Consider the following 24,357-nt stretch of genomic DNA (forward strand, 5'->3'; position numbering starts at 1 on the left):
ATTTGATAAAATTATCACACTTAAGTAGGTCCTACTTACTTGAAACCAATATAAAGATTTTTTATGCAACAAACACAAGCAAGAGTAAATATTTATGCACTTTTATCCAGAGTTTTACTTCAAGAACTTGATTTAAAACTTTTAAAAACTATTAAAAATGATGAGAATATTTTAGAGTTTTTTCCAACTTTTAAAGATTGGAAGGCACTTAAAGAATTAAGCGATGAAAAGTTAATAGAAGAAGTTATAAATCCTGATTTTGTAAACCTATCGGTTCTTCATTTAATTCCTTATGAAACATTTTATACAAGAGATGACCAGATGGTTGAAACCGGTGGTGCAAACCCCGTTACGGATATGTACAGTGCTTATGATTTTATGGTTGATTTTGAAAAAGCTCGTACGGTCTCGGCTGATCATATAGGTGTGGAGTTAGAATTTATGCATCACTTGGCAACTGCAGAATTAAAAGCACAAGAAGCTGATGATAAAAAAGCTGCAGATGAGCTAAAAGAAGTACAACATGAGTTTTTAAACAAACACTTATTAAGGTGGGCTCCGATGTATTTAATAAACTTAAAATATGAAGCTCGTACACCGCTTTACTATGATGCAGCTGATTTGGCTTTAGAATTTATTCTAAGTGATAACGAGTACTTAACAGAAGAGTTAAAAAAATAAGTTTATGATTAATCTAAATGCAGGTGCATGTGTACGCTCATTAAGCGTAGAATCCAAGTGTGATAATTGTGAAGTTATATGTCCCACACAGGCAATAGCTTTTGTTGAATCAAACCCTATTCCGGCAATAAACCACTCTTTATGTGTGGGCTGTGGAGCCTGTGATGCCGTGTGTCCTAATGAAGCATTGCAACTTGATGATTTTAAATCGCATGAGTTTTTCTTTGATTTTTTAGAGGATAAAGAAAATTTAATTTCGTGTAGAAAAAATGTACCGTGTATAGCTGCACTAAATGTTGAAAATCTTATATCAGTAGCTGTAATAAAAAAAGATATAGTTTTTGATATGGGGCATTGTGATGAATGTGAAATAGCACATACCTGTAAGCCAAAAATAATTGAAAATGCAGAAGAAGCTTCTTATTTACTTGAGGCTATGGAAAATAAAGCTACGATAAGTCTAAAAAAAGTAAAGTATGAACCTGCAGAGGTTGAAGATCAAACAAGCAGACGTGATTTTTTTCGTTTGGCTAATTTAAAAACAGTCGGTAAGGTTCAAAAAAACTTTGAAAACGAGATAAAAAAAGCAACGGATGAACTTACTGAGCACACACTCGGTAAAACTGATATCGCACTGCTTAGAAAAAAAACAATACCGACAAAACGAAAGCTTTTTTACACAGCGATAAAAAGGGTAGAAAAACCGAGTCAGTATCATGTAGTAGATGCAACAGAGGTCTCTTTTACATCTTCAAAACTTCTTGATTCAGATAAATGTACGGCTTGTCAAATGTGTTATCGCATCTGTCCGACAGGTGCACTTACAAGCGATATAAAGAATTCAAAAATAGATTTTGACCCGTTTGTATGCATCAAATGTAATACTTGTCACGATGTTTGTGAGCCTGAAGCGCTGACTCTTAGTCCATCTTATAACGTAAAAGAATTTTTTGAACCTAGTGTAGTAAATCTTATAAATTTTAACGTAAAAAGATGTAATGAATGTAATATGATTTTTAGCACAAACGATACAGATGCAAAACTATGTTACAGATGTAAAGTAGAAGAGGAAGAGGCAAGAGAGCTTTGGGGGATAAATGAGGAGTATTAAAGATGATGAACAATGATAACCAAATATCTAAAGAGACCAAACTTTTTGGATATATCGGTGAACATGCTGGTGTCAGCCGTTTTTCGGCTATAAGTAACAAACTATACAAAGCTGATGGATTTGATGCTATGATGATACCAATGAATATACGTGAGGATGATTTGTACTTTACGGTGGCAAATATGAAAAAGTCACACGTAAACGGAGCCGTAATATCAAGTGAATATGTTAGCGATGTTTTAGAGATAGTTGATGATGCAACAAGTTTAGCTAAGCGAAGCGGAATGTGTGATATCATATTCCGTGAGGGTGAGAGTCTAAGCGGCGATGTGTTTTCTATCAGGGTTTTAACGGAGCTTTTAAAAGATATGCATATACGACGTGTAGCACTAATAGGTATAAATCATTATGCAAAAGCATTCTCATTTTTAGCATGCGGATTTGAAGTAAGTTACTTTAATGAAAATTTAGAAGAACTGATGGCTTTTACAAAAGATGTAGATTTAGCACAAGCAGATATAAACCGTATAGCTGATGGTATGAATATTGATTTCTCGGCATATGATGCGGTTTTGGATTTTTCGGATTTGGAGGATTTTTCCATGATTGAAAAATTGGCTGAGTTTAACTTTGATATGAAAAATACAAAGCAGTTCTCGGCATTAAAACAAAGATGCAACGAACTAGGTAAAAAATATATCTCATATGATGATATGTTGGATAATTTAGCACAAGCAGTTTATAAAAGAATAAAATAGATAAAGGAATATACAAAATGAACCACCATGATATAGATGATTTAAAAGCAGAGTTTGATAAGTTTGTAAAAGATAAGTGTTCACTAAATTCGGAAGAAAACATATATGAAAATCAAAATCCGGACGCAGGCGATAAAGAGGATGAGGAACCGGTTCCTCAGTTTGTAGATGCACTTACGTCAAAACTTTTAGCACCTGCAATAAGCGGTGTGTATCTTTCACGTTTAGATATAAAAAGGATAGCTGAGGCTATAGATGAATCTATACCAATAAAAGAGCGTACAAAGATGGTAAAGGCATTATTCCGCCATACAACAAAAAGAAAGTATCTCGAAGATGCATTTACAGAAGTTAACAAGCATATAAACGGTCGTATTTTAATGTATAAAGAACTCAGTGAATCGTTTCCTGCTTCAAAAGAGATATTTGACGATTATATCCAAAAAGCAAATAAAACAATGAAAATGTTTGAACAGATAATTAATGATTATGAAGAGATAGAACCTACAGACGACCCAATGTTTGTATAAATAGTTATCATCTTCGTTTAATTAAGAGTTTATGGATATATATTTATCTATTGATTCTTTTAATATATCTAGGTTTTCTTTATATCTTTTTGCATATTCAGGAAGTATCTCATACTTTTTGAATATAATTTTTTGTAGTATTTCACTTGATAGCTCTTGCATATCATCAGCTCCAACGGCACCTGCTAAGCCTCTCATGTCAAGACATAACATTCTAGCTTGCTCAAATCTGTGTTCTTCAATCAAGTTATCAAATACTTTGTCACTCTCTCCGTATGCATCTATAAACTCTTTTAAAACCTCTATATAAAAAATAGGATTATCGTTAGTCTGCCTAAGACCGCTTTGTATATTTAAACCATCAAGTTTATCTAATATTTCAGCATCTATGTTTTTAGGTAAAGATTCTGTTATATTTTCATTTTTTTTATTTATAAAAGTATCAAAAGCACTGTATAATCTTTCTTTTTCCAAAGGTTTGGCTAAATAACCGTTCATACCTACATGAAAAACTTTATTTATTTCATCTGTCGCAGTCAAAGCACTTAATGCTACTATCGGCACCATATTAAGAGAAGGGTTTTTTCTAATTCTTAGTGTAGCTTCATATCCGTCCATAATCGGCATATTAATATCCATTAGTACCATATCGAATTTATTGTCGTTGTATAGGATGTCAACGGCTTCTTTACCGTCATTTGCAATAGTTACGTGCATATTTGATTTTTTCAAAATACTTGTTAAAACTTTTTGGTTTATATGGTTGTCTTCAACAATAAGTAATTTTGAATCACTAAAATGGGAAAAACTCTCTAAAGATATATTTTTTGCATATATAAAACGTTCTTTTTGAACTTTAAGTATATTGTTTTGTAAATTATTTTCACTCGTTAAAGCATCTTTTTTTGTATCTAAAAGTGTATAATAGATACTCTCTTTTGTAAGTGGCTTGTAAAGTTTTGATGCAGTTAACTTTAATTTGTTTGTTTTTGAAAAAATATTCCCTAGTATTATTACTTTTGGTTTATGGTTTTTATCTATTTTTGAAATACTTTCAATAACTTTAGAGTTAGCTAGTTTTTCATCAAGTATAATTGTAGTATATTTTGAAAAATCCGGAAGTTGTTCTAAAAATTCATCTTTATTTTGTGTATTTACATCACACCTTAGCGTTTGTAAGATTCTTTTTATGGCAAGAGTAGTTTCTATAGATGAATCAAGAAGATATATTTTTTCATCTTGTATTTTTTTGGTATCTAGTTTATGTTTTTTTAGTGTAGCGGAATCGACTTCGTTAAATGGAAGGTTTAAAACAAACTCGACATTAGAATCTTTATAATTATTTCTTGCAATTATGCCCCCGCCAAGCAGTTTTGAGAGTTCATTTGATACAAATAAAGACATTCCGTCGTATTTTTTTGTATTTTCATTATAGGTTGTTTGGAAGATATCGGCGCTGACTTTAACTTTTGTATCGGCATAGAGTACAAAATGAAGTGTAGTCGGTGCATTGAATTTACTTCTTTTTGAAACTTGAATTACTATTTGTTTAGATGAGTTTATGATACAAAACTCTATTAAAGTTACTAAAATTTTTGAGATACCCAAAGTATCGGAATTCAACATATCCGGAATATTATCATCAACATCAAAAATAAGTTCTAAATCACTCTCTTTATTATTCGATTTAACTTGACCTAAAATATCGTTAAGAAGATTTTCGAGTTTAAATATTTTATTTTTTGGATGAATCTTTTGTGCTTTTATTTGCAAAAATTCTATTAAATCGCTTGTAGCATCTATAATCGTATTTTCGGAATTAATAACTTTGCTTATATGATCTTGCACAGATTCGTTTTTTGTTTTTAATTTTGTCGTATCTCCAAGTGTTTCTTTTGTGATGTTTTGGATGTTTTTACTCATCTCGACAAGTAGTTCACTCTGTCTTTTTTCTATCTCTTGTTGTTGTTCTCTCATTTTTTTGTGTTCAGACTTTAAGCGTGCTAATTGTTGTGAAGACAAATACAAGGCTGCTATACCTATAAAAGCAAGTCCAAAAAGAGCTATCCACATTGTTTGTTGTTCTGCTATATCAACTTCGATTGAGTCTGCAAAAAGTGAGATATTTAGAAAAAGCAGTAGTGAAAAAATATTTTTCATTATATTCCTTGGTTAAGTTTAAAAGATTATAACAAAATAATTAATAAAAAAAAATTATATAATTTTTAAGATTCCTTGCCAAATAACTGCACTTAAAATCCCGGCTGCAAAACCTGCAACTATGTCATCTGCCATAACGCCGACTCCGCCTTTTGCTTCACGATCTAATCTACCGATAATAGATGGTTTTGTTATGTCGAAATATCTAAATAATATGAAAGATAAAACAGATTGAATTAAAAAACCGTTTTCAAAAGTTGAAAGTTCATTTAAGTCGATGCTTATAGCCGGTGCTACACTCAGTGCAAACCACATACCTGCTAGCTCATCAATAACAATTCTTTTATCATCGTGAATACCAGATTTTTCTTCATATCTATTTATCTCTTTTATGGCGATTGCAGTTATTAAAACAGTAGCCATAAAAAGTGTTTCTGCACTAAAATATATTAGTATTAGCATTCCAAGCGGCAGAGAAATCAATGTACCTATGGTTCCCGGAGCTTTTGGTGCAAGACCAGAGTAAAAAAGTGTTATAAAAAACCAGTTCATATATTTGCCTGTTATGTTAAAGATGTTGTTTGATAAAGCTTCATGAGTTCTAAATAAAAATCTTTTTCGGTATGTTCTTCCAATAAGCCCTCGATAGGCAACAAATCGTAATAAAGCTTTTCTAAATTTTTAAATCTGTTTGGATGCAGTTTTGATAAGATTTGTGCCGAGAGTTCTTTTCTTATCAATATAGTCGGTGGAAGAATACCTAATTCAAGGAGCTCCAAAATAGAATCGGAATGAAAAGATATCTGATGATGCTGACCATGCGGACAGGTGTTTTTGCTGACAAGTGTAGTACATTTATCACAGTAAACATATTGACTAGCCACCGTTATCTCTATATCTATCCCTATAACTTTATCTATAATAGATTTATTTGAATTAGAATCATAAAACATACCCAGACCTGCATGGTTTAGACCTACCGTCAGCCTGTCACAGCCATAATTTTTTGATACTATAGCATCTAAGATAATTTCATTATATCCTGCAAATATATAACTGTTCTCAAGCGGTACGATAAGCACTTCGTTTTTTGTTAAAAAATTATTTATAAAGTATTCTAAAGATTCTTTTCTGATATCATAACTAAGATTTGATTCCGTATATGGTTTAAGTAAAAAAATTATTAATAAACCCGTGTTTTCTAAAGTTTGACGTATAAGCCTTTCATGTCCACGATGCAAAGGATTTGCAGCCATCATTAAAGCCGTCGTATGTTTAGCATTTACTCTTTCTTTGGCATCTTCAATCATTTTTTTGCATTGAAATTGCTTTGGATTTGAAATGGTAAAGTCACCGCTTATGGCTAGAGAACCTATTCTGTTGTACGTTGCCTGAACACCAGGATGGGAAGCATCGTCAGTTCCGTATATTTGTCTGATACGATCTTTTGGGTCAATTTCAAAAACTTCTTCAACAATCATTTTTGCAAATTCTACTTTGTCGGATATCAATGTTATCTCTTCCCCGACCTCTAAAGATTTTAAAACATCATGATTCATTTTTCCAGAAGGTGCCAGTATAAACGGAAACGGAAAAGTCTGTCCGTTTATAAGTCCTGTTTTTAATACTTCTTCACTCTCTTTTGAGTTCATCAGTTTAGTCGCAGGTTTTAAAAGACCGTTTTTCAACATCTCCAATGCAGATGCAGCTTCTGCATCTATAAAAAGTGTTTTATTTTTTCTTGACGATGTCATATTTTTTACGTTTCTCCCATAAGCTTTTACGCGATATACCTAGTTTTTTAGATAACTCTGTATCCGGAAATTTATTTTGATAATTCAGTACGATAAATTTTACATAATCCTCAATAGGAAGTATCTCTCCTTGGTCAAAAATATTGTTTTCGCTTTTTATTTCTATTATATTATAATCGATATCATCTATTTTATCGCTACTTGCCACAATGGCTTGTTTATCTGCTATAGCTTCAAAAAATGCCTTTTTCTCACTTTTTTTAAGTGACTGATAATCAATTATGTAAAGGATTGTATTCGGTCCGGTTGCATTTATTTCGGCCAGTGCTTTTGGATCTGTTAAAGTAACAAAACTTAAAGCCTTGTTTTTTACACGCGCGTGTTCAAATGCAAAGGCATCTGCATTTTTTACAAAACCGGATGATATAAACACAGGAAGTTCAATATCTTCATGGTTGTAGTCGTTTGATATATTGGAAAAAGAGTGACTTAGGTATTTTTCATAAGCAATATTACGTTTTTTAACTTTTTCGTAGTCTTGATAATGATTTATCTTTCTTACAAGCTCTTCAATCATAAAAGGTTTTAAAATATAATCTTTAGCCCCTGCAGCAAGAGGTTTTGATACCGTATCGTTTGATATATAAGAAACCATCAATATTATAATAGAATTTTTAAACGTATCTATTACCGGATTAAAGTCTTGCCCGTTGATGTTTGTCGATAGCAGCACTACATCATAGTTATTGCTTTTAATTGCATCTCTGGTTGAAGTACACATTTCACATACATGTCCTAAGTCACCTAGCTTTGTAGCTATACTTTGTGCTAAATATACTTCATTTTCTATAATTAATATCTTCAAAATACTTTACCCTTATTCTTATTTTATTTTTTGCCAATCAAAATATTTTAAATTAGCATTAGCTATTACTCCAACACCCTCGGCTCGACCTATAAAACCGAGCTTTTCAGTTGTTGTAGCTTTTACGTTAACTCTTTGCATCTCACAATGTAAAATTTTTGCCAAAGTTTCTCTAATCTGCATTTTATATTTTCCTATACGAGGTTTTTGAGCAGCTATGGTTATATCTACGTTCACAATGATAAACCCGTAACTATATATTTTTTTTACTACAAGTTTTAAAAGTTCTTTTGAATCGATACCTTTATATTTGTCATCATTGTCAGGAAACATCATACCTATATCGCCCATTCCGGATGCACCAAGTAATGCATCTATAAGAGCATGTATAACTACATCTCCGTCACTGTGAGCTTTAAATCCAAAATCTGAATCAATTTTTACACCGCCTAGATACATTTCACCCTTGTCATCAAACGCATGTACGTCAAAACCGTTTCCGCTTAATGTGTCATTTGATGGAGCTTCAAGGCAAGGTATCTTGTTCAAATCGCCAATATAGGTAATTTTATGTGCAGCTTCATCACCTTGGATAAATTCTCTTGTACCCCCTGAATCAATAATGGCACTACTCTCATCCGTAAACTCTTTATCCGTATTTAATGCCGATCTGAGTGAAGATGTTTTTGATAATTGGGGAGTTTGAATACGTTTTACTTTGTTTCTGTCTATGGTGTCGTTATCATATACTATTGTATCATTTACGGGTAAGTACGGAACGATGCAGTCTGCATCCGAAGATAGTGATATGATTTTGTTTAAAAATGAATTATCTATACAGGATCTTGCTATATCACTTACTAATACATAATCTGTTTCTACGAATTTCAAAGAGTTTTTAAGTGATTGCTGACGGGTATCTCCGCCCTCTGCATATGTGAAGTTACCGTAGTTTTTCATAAACTCTATATCTTCTTTTGAAGATGAAATTATGATTTTACTGAAAAAACCTGTCTTTTGCAGTTTGTTTGCTACGAAATACCACAGTGGATCGTGACCAATTCTAAGCCATTGTTTTTTAATATCTAACTCAAATCGGCTAGAACTGCCTGCTGAGAGTAAGACTAACGTTAAGTCTCTCAAAAAATAACCCCATAAAAACTAAGTGTTACAAAATTATACATCTTATAAACTTTGGCAATCTTGAAACGCATATATTTTTTAATATTTTCATGTTTGTATAATGGTGTTTTTTTGGATATATCAATAATAAAAAGTGTGATATAATCACGCTATGAAAAATACTATCAATTTACTAAAAAAATACAATGAATTAACAGTTATAGATACACCGCTTGATATCTATTTGGAAATCCCGCACTTGGCATATGCAGAGGTTAAAAAAGAGGATGGGGGAAAAGCTCTTTTATTTACCAATGTTATAGAAGAAAAAACCGGTAAAAAATTTGATGAACCCGTACTTATGAACTTGTTTGGCTCTTACAAAAGATGTGAATTGCTTTTTGGTCGCACTATAGAATCAGTTGCAGATGAGATTACAAAACTTCTTCATATGAAACCACCCTCAGGTCTTAGAGACAAAATATCTATGGCAAGTGAATTGTTTAATTTGAAAAACATATTTCCAAAACGCTTAAAAGGCAAGGGTGCATGTCAAGAGATTGTATATAAAGATGAAGACGTAGATCTTTCACGCATACCTGTACTTACGACATGGGAGCAAGACGGTGGACCGTTTATAACAATGGGACAGGTTTATACGCAGTCGCTTGACGGTGAAATGGTTAATCTTGGAATGTATAGACTTCAAGTATATAACAAAGATACTTTGGGAATGCACTGGCAGATACATAAAGACTCTTCACACTTTTTTGATCAGTATCAAAAAGCAGGTAAAAAGATGCCCGTTTCAGTTGCAATAGGTGGAGACCCTCTCTATACTTGGTGTGCTACGGCTCCTCTTCCATATGGTGTAAATGAACTTTTAATGTACGGTCTTATTACTAAAAAACCTGCGCAGCTTGTAAAATCGCTTACAACACCGCTTTATGTACCAAAAGATGTTGATTATGTTATTGAGGGTTGGGTCGATACAGAGCAGTTAAAACTTGAAGGTCCTTTTGGAGACCATACAGGTTATTATACTTTAGAAGAGATGTATCCGTGTATGAAAGTAAGTGCTATCACAACCAAGAAAAAACCTACTTTCCTAGCTACGGTAGTTGGTAAACCGCCATTGGAAGATAAGTATATGGGTTGGGCAACAGGAAAAATATTTTTTCCGCTTTTAAAAACAACGGCACCTGATCTAATTGATTATCATATGCCTGAGAACGCAGGTTTTCATAACCTCATTTTGGCAAAAATGCAACCACTTTATAAAGGACATGCTAAACAATTTATGCATGCATTTTGGGGAGCAGGGCAGATGAGTTTTGTAAAACATGCAATTTTCTTGGATGAAAATGCTCCTAAATTAGAAAATTATGAGGCATTAACGACATATATTTTAAACAGGTTTACTCCAAAATCTCTTTTTATATCCGAGGGTATTCTGGATGCACTTGATCATTCGTCTCCCGAAGAATTAGTCGGTGGAAAGTTAGGTATAGATGCAACTGCGGCACATAAAGTTGAAGCTCCAAATCTTCTCAGTGATGAAGATTTGTTAAACCAAGTAAAAGAGTTGATTCCGGATGCAGTTGATTTGCATCAGTTTATGAGACGTACAAAAAATCCTATAACCGTAATAAGCATCAATAAAACAAAAAATGTAAAAGAGTATTTTGAAGCTCTTGTTCCTTTAAGTACAAATATCCGTATAGTTGTATTTATTGATAATAAAGCCAATGATGTTTTTAATTCATATATGACAATTTGGAGGGTTACAAATAATATTGATGCACTAAGAGATATTTTTATATCCGGACTTATGGTCGGAGTAGATGCTACAAATAAAAACTCACTTGACGGTTTTAGCAGAAGATGGCCGGATGATGTTGACTGCACTCCAAGTGTTATTGAAAGACTCAAAGAAAAAGGTGTATGGGACTTTTCTGACAAACTACATAAGAAGTATCAAATATAGTTAAAAAATAATTTTGTTTTTTAACTATTAAGGTGCATATAATATTTTGTAATGTACTATAGCCATTATATTTTAAGGTCAATTATGAAAAAAGCTTTTTTTATTATTATCTCAATATTTTTCTTCACGGTTATACCATCTCAAGCTGCACTTTACAAGGGACAAAAAGTATATTCAAAGGTTTGTATGAAGTGCCATACTAACGGTGAAGCATTCGTATCAAATAAAAAGCAAAAAGAATGGAACTCCCTTATGAAAAACAAGGGGAAAAAGTTAGCTGAACTACACTTAATATCAGAAGATTTTAAAAAAGAAAAACAATATCAAAAATATAAAAAATATTTTGAAGGAAACGAATTTAAGAAAAAATCTAAACATTTAAAGCAGTTTTTAGTAGAGTATGCTAAAGACAGTGGAAATGTACCTGCTTGCAACTAACTTAACTATAGTCTATAAAAATTTTGTAATCTCCCTTTATTTAGCTAAAATACGAAACTTATTTTCTTAGAGGATATATTAATATGGAAAAAATGTGGTCGGGTCGTTTTTCACAATCTGCGTCGTCTCTTTTAGATGAATTTAATGCATCTATTATGTTTGACAGAGAACTTTATATAGAAGATATAGAAGGCTCTATCGCTCATGCTACTATGTTACAAAAGCAGGGAATATTAACGCAAAAAGAATTAGAAAATATAATTACGGGTTTAAATCAAGTCCGCTCAGAAATTGAGAGTGGTGAATTTAAGTGGAATATATCGGACGAAGATTTACATATGGGTATTGAAAAGCGTCTAACCGTGCTTATAGGGGATGCCGGTAAAAAACTTCATACTGCACGTAGTAGAAATGATCAAGTTGCAGTTGATTTTCGTCGTTGGACACTAAAAAAGAACCTCGCTATAGTAGAGGCTATTAAAAAGCTAATGGCAGAAATTTTAGTAGTTGCCAAGCAACATACAGAGACTTTAATTCCGGGTATGACACATTTACAACATGCACAACCTACTAACTTCGGGTTTCATCTTGGAGCATATCTTTCAATGTTTAAGCGTGATATTGCAAGATTTGAAGACTCTTTTAAAAGAAATAATATCTCTCCTCTTGGTTGTGCGGCACTAGCAGGTACGCCACATAACGTAGATAGAAAAATGACAGCAGAACTACTTGGTTTTGATAGTGTAAGTACAAATTGTTTAGATACCGTAAGTGACAGAGATTTTGCTTTGGAGATTTTATTTAACATCTCTACAATGATGATGCATATCTCACGCCTCAGTGAAGAGCTTATTATGTGGAGTTCTTACGAATTTGGGTTTGTAGAATTAAGTGATGAATACTCAACCGGAAGTTCAATTATGCCACAAAAGAAAAATCCTGACGTACCTGAGCTTCTTCGTGGAAAAACAGGACGTGTATATGGTTCTTTAATGGGACTTTTAACCGTAATGAAAGGTCTTCCGCTAGCATATAATAAAGATACTCAAGAAGATAAAGAGGGTGTGTTTGATGCAGTAAAAACTGCTGAAATATCACTAGAGATTTTAAAAGAAGCTATTAAAACTATGGAAGTAAAACCACATAATATGGAAAAAGCTTGTGCTATAGGGCATTTAAGTGCTACGGATTTGGCTGATTATCTAGTTGAAAAATGCGATATTCCATTTCGTGAAGCTCATTTTATTACGGGTCGTGCCGTTGCAAAAGGTGAAGAGTTAAACACAGACTTAAGCCAGATGGAATTCAAATATCTTAAAGAGATAGATGAAAGAATCAAAGAAGACGTAATGGAGTATTTAGTGTTACGTAACTCTATGAATGCAAGAACTTCAGAGGGTGGAACCGCTACAAAAAGAACAAAAGAACAATTGGCATATTTTAAAGATTTTTTAGAAGGAAAAAACTAATGAAAGTCACAGTCTCTCATCAAAATGATATGAAATTTGAAGCTAAGACTTCAAAAAGCAGTTTTATAATCGATTGTCCTACTATTTCACCGGTTGAATATTTTTTATCCGGACTTATAACATGTAGTGCTACAGATATTATATTGATACCAAAAAATCAAGGTAAATCTGTGACTGATTTGGTTGTAGAAGGTGATGTTATTCGTGCCGAACCGCATCCGGCGAAGTTTGACAAACTGCATCTAACATACAGTTTTAACTCAGATGCAGATGATGATACACAAGCTGCACGCTGGGTAATGGCTTCTCTTGAGACATATTGCTCAACTATCAATACTATACGCGATACTACGCAGATTACTTACACGATTATCCACAATGGTAAGACTATCCGTGAAAACGAAAAGATGATATCAGGCGGTGGTTCAAATATAGATCTTGGTGATATATCAGGATGTCCGTCTTAATATTTTAACTTCCGTAAATCTCATTATACGCAGCCATACGTTTAGAAACTTTTTTTAAGTAGCGTTTTGGCTCATCAAACCTTAAATTTTGTAATAGTTTAGCGTAAACTTCTTGAGGTGATAGTTTATTTATTATCGGTGCAGCTTTATTCATATTGTATTCTTTTGTAAAAGCATATGCTATATTCCCCGTACCGGTATTATATGCTGCAATTGTGCAGTAGAGCCTACTATCTGGATTTTTGATTTTTCTTAAATACTTATAATATAAAATATGTAAGTATGCACTTCCCATTTTGATGTTATTTTTAGAGTTGTAAAGGTAAGCTCCAGATACAAGTTTATCCTGATTGTATAAAAACTTATATGTATCACGACCGGCAGTATTTGGAACTATCTGCATTAATCCATATGCCGGTACGTGACTGCGTGCACGTGGATTAAAGCTACTCTCAGAATGTATAACGGCAAAAATTAGAGGTTTTGGCAGTTTACGTTTTTTAGCATGTTCTTTTACGTCGGCAAGGTATATTTTGGAACGTTTAATCATAGTATCGTTTGGTAGTTTTACTACTACACTGTAAATTTTTGCATGTTTTAATTTCTTAGATTCTATAACATCTATTTTTGAATCCGATATATGTTTGTTAACATATTTTTTTACAGAATTTTCAGTAGGTTTTTTATCAAATACTACCGTTGAGAGTATAGGTTTGTTATCCACTTTTGAATCTTTTATGTCAAAAGGTTTTGCTATTTCAGATAACTTTTTCTCCAGCCCATCATTTTCTTGGAGAGTTTTTGTGTCTATTGTTACGGCTTTGGCAAGGGCAATTTGTAGGTTTCTTTTAGCCTCGTCTTCCGAAGCGGCTATAGTTTCAAGGGTTATTATATTGTCTTTAAAATTTACGTCTGAACGTGTTTTTTTGTCATCTGAGTATGATAACCAACTCTCCTGTGTTGAGAGTTTGGCATCATTCCAAAAAAGGTTTATCTCTTTTTTGTAGTCTTTATAAACTTTTGTTTGAGCTTTTTGATAAGCCTCAAACTCTGCTTCTTGAGATTGTTTATATCTGTTGAAATCCTCCATACTTTTTCTAAAATCATCAGCATTTAAAACAAATGCCAAAGAAAAAAGAAGCAATACAGCTAGGATTTTTTTTAGCATCAGAAGTTATCTTTCGGGTTTGAATCGCTAAAGTGTCCCCATTTGAGTTTTGCACCGCCCAATATATGAAAATGCAGATGCTTGACTTCTTGTCCGCCATCATCCCCTATGTTTGTTATAACTCTGTAACCGGTATTGTCAATACCCATTTTCACTGCTATCTCTTTTATAAATTCCGTCATCCCGGACATAATAGATGCATCAACGTCATGGAAGCTGTCTACGTGTATTTTAGGTATAGCTAAAATATGTACAGGTGCCTTTGGATTGATGTCGTGAAATGCTAAAAAATCATCGTTTTCAGCTACTATATTTGATGGAATTTCTTTATTAATTATTTTACAAAATAAACACATGTATTACCTTTATAGTCGAATTTTTACAATTGTATCATATATTTGTTGATGGTATATTTATTGTGCTAGTAGATTTATACAAGCTATTTATAAATATTATTTAAGTATAATCCTTTCCAAATTTAATATGTGGGTGAGACTGTTGGAAGAATGGTATGATGAGATAAAAAACGCCACTGCTGTTGAGCGTATAGAAGAGATAAGAATCTCCGTATTTGGTAAAAAAGGGATTTTAGCCGCAGAATTTGCTAAGATGAAATCAGCACCAAACGAAGAAAAATCAAAAATAGCTAAAGAATTAAATACTCATAAAAGCTCTTTGATGGAACTACTGACAAATAAAAAAATAGAACTTCAAACAAAAGAGTTAGAAGAAAAAATGAAAGAAGAGGGTATTGATGTCTCTTTATTTGGTACTAAAAGTGAAGCAGGTGCACTTCATCCGGTAATGGAAACCATGGATAGAATGGTTGAGTATTTTGTTGCTTTAAACTTTTCTGTAAAAACAGGAAACATAGTAGAAGACGATTTTCATAACTTTGAAGCATTAAACCTTCCAAAATATCATCCGGCTCGCGATATGCAAGATACTTTTTACTTTAAAGACGAGATGCTGCTTCGTACACATACGTCACCGGTACAGATTCGTACGATGATGAGCCAAAAACCACCGATTAGAATGATAGCACCGGGAGCTGTTTTTAGACGTGATTACGATATTACGCATACACCTATGTTTCACCAAATTGAAGGACTTTTAGTCGATGAAGAAGGTAAAGTTTCTTTTGCCAACTTAAAGTATATTATGGAAGATTTTTTAAAATATATGTTTGGTGATGTGGATGTAAGATTTCGCCCGTCTTTCTTCCCGTTCACGGAACCATCCTCAGAAGTTGATATCTCATGTGTTTTTTGTAAAGGTGACGGTTGTCGAGTTTGTTCACATACAGGTTGGATAGAGATTTTAGGCTGCGGTATAGTTGATCCAAATGTTTTTGAAGCAGTAGAATATGAAAATGTTAGCGGATATGCATTTGGTTTAGGTGTTGAGCGTATTGCAATGCTTATACATCAAATAGGTGATTTACGTTCACTTTTTGAAGGAGATATTAAGTTGCTGGAGCAGTTTCAATGATAGTTACAAAATCTTGGTTAAATGAATGGATAGATATAAATGAGATTTCAACTGATGATTTATGTAAAACGTTTAATGCTATCGGTTTAGAAGTTGATAGAGTAGTCAACTATGATATACCTAATAAAATAATATTCGGTAGAGTTGTAGAATGTGAACAACATCCCGATGCCGATAAACTCAGCGTGTGTAAGGTAGATATAGGTACAAGCATCCGTCAAATCGTATGTGGAGCTTCAAATGTTCGTACGGGACTAGACGTAGTGGTAGCTACAATCGGTTGTACGATGCCTGGCGGTATGGTTATAAAACCGGTAAAGCTTCGCGGTGTAGAATCTGAGGGTATGATATGTTCCTCATCTGAAGTAGGACTTCCTGATATCGGTGAAGGCATTATGGAAGTTGATAGCAGTATCGGTGATTATGAACTTGGACAAGAGGTAAATACTCATCCGATATTTAATGATGATTTAATAGAGATAGAATTGACCGCAAATCGCGGTGATTGTTTGAGTATTCGTGGTGTTGCACGTGATTTGAGTGCGGCATACGGAACACCTTTAAAAAGTACAACTATCAAACAAAACGATGATAAACGTTTGGGAATCGGACGCATACTTAGTTTAAATCACGATAATGATTACAATGTCAACCTTAGATATAAGGCTATGGATATAAAAGGGTTGATATTACCTTTTATAGTTAGATTGAGACTCGCTCAAATCGAAGAAAATAGAGAATCGGACATAATGTCTATGATGCTTTATGCTACACATAGCAGTGGAGTTATTTTAAGGGCATATGAACATTCATTTTTTCAAGAAAACAGTGATAAGATGGCAAAAATAGATCTTGTAAACGATGATAAAAATTTTGCTTCAATAATGACTCATGAGGGGAAAAAAGCTTCAACTGTAGGTATTATTCAAGAAGAAGAATCAAAAGTTTCTTCTAAAGAAGGAATAGTTTTATTAGAAGCCAGTTATATACCACCCGATATAATATCTAAAAAAATGCTAGATAATAAATTAGAATCAGGTCCTCTTTATTATAGAACTTCACGTGGAAGTGAACCTGAATTAAATAGAGGTTTAGATTTTTGTATAAAACTAGTTGAAGCAAATTCAGATTCTACTACTTACGGCGGAACAATTGAATTGTGTGATAATTATGAAGAAATAATTGTTAGTGTTTCAAAGTCTGAGATAGATGAAATAGTAGGTGCTAAGATTGATAAAACTAGAATAACAAAACTTCTAAAAGATCTTGGGTTTGATACGTCAAAATCTCAAGGAGATTCTTATGTTGTTTCAATACCTAGATACCGACACGATATTACAAACAAACAAGATATTGTTGAAGAGATAGTTCGTATGGTAGGGATTGATAATATTGAATCAAAACCTTTTGAGATTAGAGAAGAAAATCGTTTAGAGGATGATTATTTTTGGTATAAAAAAAGAAAAACATATAGGCATAAAGCTGCTTCATCAGGTTTTTTTGAGTCAATTCACTTTGTGTTTGACGAGAAAAAAGTTTTAAATGAATATGGTTTTAAAACATTAGACGATAAAAAAGACTTACTTAATCCAATAGCAAAAACATTAGATACCCTAAGACCTACGCTTTTAACTTCTCTCTTAAAAGCAGCTTCTTCAAATGCAAAGAACGGGTATTCGTCTATTAAACTTTTTGAAGTCGGTTCTGTATTTTCAACTTCAAGAGAAGAAAGCGTGAAAATGTCTTTGCTTTTTAGCGGGACAGTTTCTAAAGACGGCATCCGAAATAACGGTAAGCCAAAAATGGTTGATTTTGGATTTTTTACTCAAAAAATATCTGATATCGTAGGAGAGTTTGAGTTAGTGAAATATGAAACAACTCATAATCTTTCTCATAAGTATCAGTGTGGCGCAATAATACAAAATAAAGAAAAAATAGGAGAGGTTTTTCGAGTTCATCCAAATGTCGAAAAAACATATGATTTAGATGTTACATATATGTGTGAACTTGATTTTGAAAAACTTGCATATACACTTAAAACTGCTATAAGTAGATCAAAGTATCAAGCTTCTCAAAAAGACTTAAGTTTAATTATGCCTAAATCGATGGATTATTCGGTAGTTAAAAAAGTCATTAGTGATGCAAAACCTGATGAAATAATAGAATTTTATCCCGTAGATAGGTATAGTGATAATGAATTGGGCGATAATATGAGTTTAACTATACGTTTTGTCTTACAAAGAGATGACCGTACATTAGAAGAAGAAGATATCACATCATCTATGGAAGCGGTGTTGGAAGTATTGAAAAAAGAGTTAAAAATAGGTCTTAGATGAGCAAAATAGTAGTTAATCCAGTCGATAGTTTTTCACTGAATATTTCTGATATAGCACCGGATAAATCTATATCTCATAGAAGTGCTATGTTTTCAATGCTTGCAGATGGTGAGAGTCAAATAACGAATTTTTTAAGAGCAGAAGATACTATGAACTCTTTAAAAATAGTACAAAATCTTGGTGCTAATGTTGAAGATGACGGAGAGATTATTAAAATATCTTCAGACGGTATAAAAGAGCCATTTGAAATACTTGACTGTGGAAATTCCGGAACGGGTATGAGACTTTTTTGCGGGCTTCTTAGTTCCGCAAATGGTCATTTTGTTTTAACAGGTGACAAATACCTTCGTTCTCGCCCTATGAAGCGAGTTACAAGACCTTTGATGGAGATAGGTGCAAAATTTGACGGTCGTGATGATGCGAACTTAGCTCCTCTTAGTATTCGAGGTGCTAAATTAAAAGCATTTAACTATAAAAGTGAAATTGCATCTGCACAGGTTAAATCGTGTATGATATTAGCAGCATTAAGAGCCGATGGAGAGTGTACATATACTGAGCCTGAACTATCACGTGATCATACTGAGAGAATGCTAAAAGGTATGGGAGCTGATGTAGTAGTTGATGGACTTAAGACTACTATCAAACCTATGAAAAAGCTTTTAAATCCACTTAGTATTCGTGTACCTGCTGATCCTTCATCTGCATTTTTCTTTGCCGTAGCTGCTGCGATAACTCCAGGAGCTGATGTTACTTTAGAAGGGATTACTCTTAATCCTACCCGTATCGAAGCTTTTAAAGCATTAGAACGTATGGGTGCAGATATAGTTTATGAAAAAACAGATGATAGGTATGAACCAATCGGTAATATAAAAGTTAAATATGCACCTCTAAAAGCTATAACGGTTGAAGATAATATCTCATGGCTTATAGATGAACTTCCTGCACTCTCAATCGCTTTTGCCTGTGCAGATGGAGAGAGTGTTGTTAAAAATGCAGAGGAGTTACGTGTAAAAGAGTCTGACAGAATATCAACCGTAGTAGAAGGTTTAAAAGCCTGTGGAATTAAGACAACAGAATATGAAGACGGTTATACCGTGACGGGTGGAGAACTTAAAAGTTCTGTTGTTGATAGTGACGGTGATCATCGTATAGCCATGAGTTTTATAATTGCAGGACTTAGAAGCGGTATGGAAGTAACAGATTTAGAATGTATAAATACCTCTTTTCCAAACTTTTTTGAGATTTTACAAAGAATAACGGAAATAAAAATAAACTAAATTCATCTAAGAATTTACTTCTTTGATGAAGGAGATGATAACGATGCAGATACAACTTGCAGAAAATTATGGATTTTGTTTTGGGGTTAAGCGTGCCATTAAAATAGCTGAAGATAATAAAAATTCTTCTACTTATGGTCCATTAATACACAATTCAAAAGAGATTGCAAGACTTGAAGATGATTTTCAAGTCGGACTAACCGATAGTCATAAAGTATTTAAAGCCGGTGATAAGGCGATTGTTCGTACACACGGTATTCAAAAACAAGAACTCGAAGAACTTAAAAACAATAATGTAAACGTTGTAGATGCAACCTGTCCATATGTGACAAAACCCCAAGAGATAGCTCAAAATATGAGTGAAGCCGGTTATAGTGTCGTGATATTCGGAGATGAAGCACATCCTGAAATCAAAGGTGTAAAATCATATGCTACAAACGGAGCATTAGTCGTTACATCTTCTAAAGAATTACAAGATATAAAACTAAAAGAAAAAATAGCTTTGATAGCTCAAACGACCAGAAAAGTTGAAGACTATATGGAAGTTGCTAATTATTTAATTCCTAGATATAAAGAGGTCAGGGTTTTTAACACAATATGTAATGCAACTTTCGAGAATCAAGAAGCGGTGCTAAATCTTTCCAAAAAGGCAGATGTGATGCTTGTAATCGGTGGAAAAAATTCATCAAATACTAAACAACTCTTTAGTATCTCTAAAGATAATTGTGCTGATTCTTATCATATCGAAGATGAAAAAGATTTAGATTTTTCATGGTTTAAAAACAAAAAACTTTGTGGAATAAGTGCAGGTGCATCTACTCCTGATTGGATTATTCAAAACGTTATAGATACAATAGAATCAAAAATCGACTAAATATTACTTGAAAATTATAATTTTTATAAAAAAGTAACCATTTTTTGGATATAATCACGAAATTTTATATGTAACAGAGGATAGGTAATGGCGTTCGATAACGAATCATTTGAGGAAGAAGAAAATTTTGCAGAGATGTTCGCTGCAAGTGAAAAGAAGCAAAGTGCAAGTAACCGTATAGTTGAAGGTGAAATTGTAGAGATTCAAGCTGATGACAATAGAGCATTAGTTGGTGTCGGTGATAAATCTGAAGGTATTTTAAACCTTGATGAGATTAAAGATGAAAACGGTGAACTTAAGTTTGGTTTAGGCGATAAAATCAAAGTAATGGTTACAGGATACTACAATGAGCGTCCAAAAATCTCTTATAAAAAAGTATTAGAGCAAGAAAAAACACTTGATTTTATTGAAGCAAATAAAGATAACTTTGAAGATTTAATTATTGAAGGTGTAATTACAAAGAAAAATCGTGGCGGTTATGTTGTAGAAGCAGACGCCGTTTCATTTTTCATGCCACGTTCATTAGCGGCTTTTAAAGATAGCGATGATGTAATCGGTCGTAAAATCAAAGCACAAGTTATTAAAATTGATGAAGATGAAAACTCTATCGTAGTTTCACGTCGTAAACTTTTCAATGAAGAGCGTAAGAAGAAAAAAGAGATTATTGATAAACTAATGGAAGATGACGTAATCGTAGAAGGTGAGATTAAAAAAATCACTTCTTACGGTATGTTTGTTGATGTTGGAGGAGCTGACGGTCTTGTTCATTATAACGAGATCTCTTATAAAGGTCCTGTTAATCCTTCAAAACTATACAAAGAAGGTGATAAAGTTAATGTTAAAGCTATCGCTTACGACAAAGACAAACGTCATCTTTCACTTTCAATAAAAGCTGTTCAACCTGATCCATGGGCTGAAGTTGAATCTGAACTGGACGAAGGTGATACTATCACTGTAACTGTTTCAAATATTGAAGCATACGGTGTATTTGTTGACTTAGGAAACGACATAGAAGGTTTCTTACATATTTCTGAGATATCTTGGGATAAAAATGTTAAAAATCCAAATGATTATTTAACAGTAGGTCAAGAGATTGATGTTGAAGTTATCGAGATTAATTCAGATACTCACAAACTTAGAGTTTCTCTTAAAAAACTTCTTCCAAAACCGTTTGATGAGTTTGTTAAAAATCATAAAGAAGGTGATATTGTTACAGGTACTGTTACATCTCTTACGGACTTTGGTGCATTCGTTCGTATTGACGGTGTTGAAGGTCTTTTACATAACCAAGATATCTCTTGGGATAAAAACGTAAAATGTAAAGATGTTTTAAAATCGGGTGAAGAAGTTGAAGTTAAGATTGCTAAAATCAATGCTGATGATCAAAAAATCTCACTTAATCGTAAAACTCTTTTAGAGTCTCCTATTGATACTTTCTCAAAAAGCCACAAAGTAAATACTGCTATTACCGGTACAATCCGTGATATTAAAGATTTCGGTGTATTCGTATCGCTTGGTGATGGCGTAGATGCACTTATCCGTGATGAGGATTTAGCTCCATTAAACAAAGAAGAGTTAGAAGTTGGTCAAGAGATTGAAGCTGCTATAGCCGTAATCGATACAAGACGTGATCGTATCCGTTTATCTGTTAAAAAATTAGACTATATTAAAAGCCAAGAGATTTTAGATGAGATTAATGATAATCAATCTCACTCTTTAGGTGATTTAATTAAAGATCAAATAAAGTAAGATGCATACTGTATTAAAATGGTTTACTCCTCTCATTGGGATTGGAGTAATCATTTTTGTTGTAATCTTTTTAATAAATATTAACTCTCATGAAAGAATTAAAGAGTTAGAACCGCTTTCTCGAAAAAGTACTACTGCTAAACCAAAAAATGAAAAGGTTTGGTTAGAACACTTTTCTGATACTCAAAGATTAGGGTATTTTTATCCTGTTAATGAAGTATATATAAAAACTTCTTTAGATAAAAAGATACTAAATAAAACTGTATATAGATTATCTGCTTCACTTATAGATCCATATCAGTTATTTTGTTTAAAAGAAGAGCTGAATCAGCATAAGTTAAAGTATTATCTCAAAAGAGATAAAAACGGAGTATTATTAGATATATACTCTCAAGACAAACCTAAACTAAGTTCATTAGTTAAAGTTTTAAAAAACTACCAAATAGAGGCGAGTATTTCGCTATATAAAGAGGACAAATAAATGCAAAAACATACTATAGTAGTTTGTGACCATATTCATGATGCCGGTCTTGAAATGTTAAAAAATGATGAAAACATAAACTATGTTTTCGCAGCCGATGTTGATAAGACTGAACTTGTAGAAAAAATTATCCCAACTGCCGATGTTGCAATTACAAGAAGTTCAACAGATGTAGATGAGTTTTTTATCTCACATGCAAAAAATTTAAAAGCTGTTGTTCGTGCAGGTGTAGGTGTTGATAATGTAGATATTCCTGGATGTTCAAAAGAGGGTATTATAGTTATGAACGTACCTACTGCAAATACCATTGCTGCCGTTGAACTTACAATGGCTCATATGCTCTCATGTATGAGAATGTTTCCATACTCTCACAATCATTTAAAACAAGAGCGTATATGGAAGCGTGAAAAGTGGTACGGATATGAGCTTAAAGGCAAAAAACTCGGTGTAATCGGTTTTGGTAACATCGGTAGTCGTGTTGCTAAGCGTGCTAAGGCTTTTGAGATGGATATTGTTGCATATGATCCATATATTCATCCATCTAAAGTAACTGACTTGGATATGACATATACTAAAAACTTCGATGATATTTTAGCTTGTGACATCATTACTATACACACACCTAAAAATAAAGAAACTATAGATATTATCAATGAAGCTGAAATAGCTAAAATGAAAGACGGTGTAGTTTTAGTTAACTGTGCACGTGGTGGTCTTTATAATGAAGATGCACTATACAACAATCTAAAAAGCGGTAAAATCCGTTTTGCGGGTATAGATGTATTTATTAAAGAACCTGCAACTGACCATCCATTACTTGACTTGGATAATGTAACTGTTTCACCACACCTTGGTGCTAACACTTATGAGTCTCAGTATAATATCGGTACTCAAGCTGCTCAAAATGCTATTGAAGCTGCAAAAGGCATAGCTTATCCCCATGCTATGAATTTACCGATAGATGAAACTACTATCCCTTCATTTGTAAAACCGTTTTTAGAGATGGGGCAAAAGATCGGTTTCTTAGAGTCTCAAATGAATAAAAGCCAGATCGTGTCTATAAAAGTAAGCGGATACGGTGAGATCGGTAAATATGTAGATTCACTTTCAACTTTTGTTGCAGTCGGTGCAATGAGTGAAAATTCTAGCGATACTATTAACTATGTAAATGCCGACTTTATAGCAAAAGAGAAGGGCATAGAGATATCAAGTGAAGATTGCGGTGATTCTAGTGTATATAAAAACCTAATAACTATTAAACTTACAACTGCCGAGGGTACTACTACTATCAGCGGTACTATATTTGATGACAATGTTCAACGTCTTGTTGCGATTGACGGTTTTGATATTGAAGTGGCACTTCGCGGTAATATGATTATGTTTAAAAATACTGACGTTCCTGGCGTAATCGGCAGTGTAGGTATGGTTTTAGCAAATAACAATGTTAATATTGCAGATTTTTCATTGGCTAGAAATACACAGGGCAATGCTTTAGCTGTAGTGCTTGTTGATAATGCAGTTAACGATGCTACAATAAAAGAGTTATCTGACTTAGAAGCTTGTCTAAGTGTAAGTTACGCTTCTATATAATAAATAAAGTTCCTCTTCTTAATTACTCTACTTTTTAAAGTAGGGTAAG

Annotated in this window: 22 protein-coding genes; 15 read left to right on the forward strand and 7 right to left on the reverse strand. The window is 33.1% G+C overall.

Annotation, left to right across the window (positions count from 1 at the left end):
- Positions 1 to 63: 63 nt before the first annotated feature.
- The 4 genes from FJR48_RS04935 to FJR48_RS04950 are packed head-to-tail and all read left to right on the forward strand — an operon-like array spanning position 64 to position 3,080.
- A complete protein-coding gene (locus FJR48_RS04935; RefSeq protein WP_152307046.1) occupies positions 64 to 681 on the forward strand; it encodes a TorD/DmsD family molecular chaperone in 618 nt (205 codons plus the stop codon).
- Between the two features lie 4 nt (positions 682 to 685).
- Complete coding sequence (locus FJR48_RS04940) at positions 686 to 1,792, forward strand: 4Fe-4S dicluster domain-containing protein (RefSeq protein WP_152307047.1); 1,107 nt, start codon at positions 686 to 688, stop codon at positions 1,790 to 1,792.
- A 2-nt stretch (positions 1,793 to 1,794) separates the two neighbouring features.
- Entirely contained in the window at positions 1,795 to 2,550 is a 756-nt protein-coding gene (locus tag FJR48_RS04945) for a hypothetical protein (RefSeq protein WP_152307048.1), read from the forward strand.
- Between the two features lie 17 nt (positions 2,551 to 2,567).
- Positions 2,568 to 3,080, forward strand: coding sequence for a hypothetical protein (locus tag FJR48_RS04950; RefSeq protein WP_152307049.1), 513 nt, complete (start codon positions 2,568 to 2,570; stop codon positions 3,078 to 3,080).
- Between the two features lie 21 nt (positions 3,081 to 3,101).
- Here FJR48_RS04950 and FJR48_RS04955 read toward each other — a convergent pair whose 3' ends face one another.
- Genes FJR48_RS04955 through FJR48_RS04975 form a run of 5 tightly spaced genes read right to left on the reverse strand, consistent with a single transcriptional unit; the run spans position 3,102 to position 9,002 of the window.
- Positions 3,102 to 5,240 (reverse strand): response regulator, encoded by a 2,139-nt coding sequence (locus FJR48_RS04955; RefSeq protein WP_152307050.1) that lies wholly within the window; start codon positions 5,238 to 5,240, stop codon positions 3,102 to 3,104.
- Positions 5,241 to 5,294: 54 nt separating this feature from the next.
- Positions 5,295 to 5,792, reverse strand: coding sequence for a phosphatidylglycerophosphatase A family protein (locus FJR48_RS04960; RefSeq protein WP_152307051.1), 498 nt, complete (start codon positions 5,790 to 5,792; stop codon positions 5,295 to 5,297).
- An 11-nt stretch (positions 5,793 to 5,803) separates the two neighbouring features.
- Entirely contained in the window at positions 5,804 to 6,994 is a 1,191-nt protein-coding gene (locus FJR48_RS04965) for a sulfate adenylyltransferase (RefSeq protein WP_152307052.1), read from the reverse strand.
- Entirely contained in the window at positions 6,972 to 7,859 is an 888-nt protein-coding gene (locus tag FJR48_RS04970; RefSeq protein ID WP_152307053.1) for a response regulator, read from the reverse strand. The genes FJR48_RS04965 and FJR48_RS04970 overlap by 23 nt, the downstream gene beginning before the upstream one ends.
- An 18-nt stretch (positions 7,860 to 7,877) precedes the next feature.
- Positions 7,878 to 9,002 (reverse strand): bifunctional 2-C-methyl-D-erythritol 4-phosphate cytidylyltransferase/2-C-methyl-D-erythritol 2,4-cyclodiphosphate synthase, encoded by a 1,125-nt coding sequence (locus FJR48_RS04975; RefSeq protein ID WP_152307054.1) that lies wholly within the window; start codon positions 9,000 to 9,002, stop codon positions 7,878 to 7,880.
- A 151-nt stretch (positions 9,003 to 9,153) separates the two neighbouring features.
- Here FJR48_RS04975 and FJR48_RS04980 point away from each other — a divergent pair, with 151 nt between their 5' ends.
- From FJR48_RS04980 to FJR48_RS04995, 4 genes are all read left to right on the forward strand, one after another.
- On the forward strand, positions 9,154 to 10,968 hold the full coding sequence (locus FJR48_RS04980; RefSeq protein WP_152307055.1) for a menaquinone biosynthesis decarboxylase: 1,815 nt from the start codon (positions 9,154 to 9,156) through the stop codon (positions 10,966 to 10,968).
- Positions 10,969 to 11,052: 84 nt separating this feature from the next.
- Positions 11,053 to 11,406 carry a cytochrome C gene (locus FJR48_RS04985; protein ID WP_152307056.1) on the forward strand — a complete coding sequence of 118 codons (354 nt, stop codon included), beginning with the start codon at positions 11,053 to 11,055 and terminating at the stop codon, positions 11,404 to 11,406.
- A gap of 83 nt (positions 11,407 to 11,489) precedes the next feature.
- Positions 11,490 to 12,875, forward strand: a complete 1,386-nt coding sequence (argH, locus tag FJR48_RS04990; protein ID WP_152307057.1) for an argininosuccinate lyase — start codon at positions 11,490 to 11,492, stop codon at positions 12,873 to 12,875.
- The gene (locus FJR48_RS04995; protein ID WP_152307058.1) at positions 12,875 to 13,342 is read left to right on the forward strand and encodes an OsmC family protein; all 468 of its coding nucleotides are present in this window, start codon (positions 12,875 to 12,877) and stop codon (positions 13,340 to 13,342) included. Before argH ends, FJR48_RS04995 begins: the two co-directional genes overlap by 1 nt.
- 4 nt (positions 13,343 to 13,346) lie before the next feature.
- Here FJR48_RS04995 and FJR48_RS05000 read toward each other — a convergent pair whose 3' ends face one another.
- Together FJR48_RS05000 and FJR48_RS05005 are read right to left on the reverse strand one after the other, a co-directional pair.
- Entirely contained in the window at positions 13,347 to 14,510 is a 1,164-nt protein-coding gene (locus FJR48_RS05000; RefSeq protein WP_152307059.1) for a murein transglycosylase domain-containing protein, read from the reverse strand.
- Positions 14,510 to 14,866 (reverse strand): histidine triad nucleotide-binding protein, encoded by a 357-nt coding sequence (locus tag FJR48_RS05005; RefSeq protein WP_152307060.1) that lies wholly within the window; start codon positions 14,864 to 14,866, stop codon positions 14,510 to 14,512. The genes FJR48_RS05000 and FJR48_RS05005 overlap by 1 nt, the downstream gene beginning before the upstream one ends.
- Positions 14,867 to 15,008: 142 nt before the next feature.
- Here FJR48_RS05005 and pheS point away from each other — a divergent pair, with 142 nt between their 5' ends.
- From pheS to serA, 7 genes are all read left to right on the forward strand, one after another.
- Complete coding sequence (gene pheS, locus FJR48_RS05010) at positions 15,009 to 16,001, forward strand: phenylalanine--tRNA ligase subunit alpha (protein ID WP_223176127.1); 993 nt, start codon at positions 15,009 to 15,011, stop codon at positions 15,999 to 16,001.
- Positions 15,998 to 18,337 carry a phenylalanine--tRNA ligase subunit beta gene (gene pheT / locus FJR48_RS05015; RefSeq protein ID WP_152307062.1) on the forward strand — a complete coding sequence of 780 codons (2,340 nt, stop codon included), beginning with the start codon at positions 15,998 to 16,000 and terminating at the stop codon, positions 18,335 to 18,337. Before pheS ends, pheT begins: the two co-directional genes overlap by 4 nt.
- Complete coding sequence (gene aroA, locus FJR48_RS05020) at positions 18,334 to 19,614, forward strand: 3-phosphoshikimate 1-carboxyvinyltransferase (RefSeq protein ID WP_152307063.1); 1,281 nt, start codon at positions 18,334 to 18,336, stop codon at positions 19,612 to 19,614. Before pheT ends, aroA begins: the two co-directional genes overlap by 4 nt.
- A 43-nt stretch (positions 19,615 to 19,657) precedes the next feature.
- On the forward strand, positions 19,658 to 20,488 hold the full coding sequence (locus tag FJR48_RS05025; protein WP_152307064.1) for a 4-hydroxy-3-methylbut-2-enyl diphosphate reductase: 831 nt from the start codon (positions 19,658 to 19,660) through the stop codon (positions 20,486 to 20,488).
- Positions 20,489 to 20,575: 87 nt separating this feature from the next.
- The gene (locus tag FJR48_RS05030; RefSeq protein ID WP_152307065.1) at positions 20,576 to 22,237 is read left to right on the forward strand and encodes a 30S ribosomal protein S1; all 1,662 of its coding nucleotides are present in this window, start codon (positions 20,576 to 20,578) and stop codon (positions 22,235 to 22,237) included.
- A gap of 1 nt (position 22,238) precedes the next feature.
- On the forward strand, positions 22,239 to 22,718 hold the full coding sequence (locus tag FJR48_RS05035; RefSeq protein WP_152307066.1) for a hypothetical protein: 480 nt from the start codon (positions 22,239 to 22,241) through the stop codon (positions 22,716 to 22,718).
- Complete coding sequence (gene serA, locus FJR48_RS05040; protein ID WP_152307067.1) at positions 22,719 to 24,308, forward strand: phosphoglycerate dehydrogenase; 1,590 nt, start codon at positions 22,719 to 22,721, stop codon at positions 24,306 to 24,308.
- The last annotated feature ends 49 nt before the right edge of the window (positions 24,309 to 24,357 follow it).

It is taken from the genome of Sulfurimonas lithotrophica (genome assembly GCF_009258225.1).
GTDB lineage: Bacteria > Campylobacterota > Campylobacteria > Campylobacterales > Sulfurimonadaceae > Sulfurimonas > Sulfurimonas lithotrophica.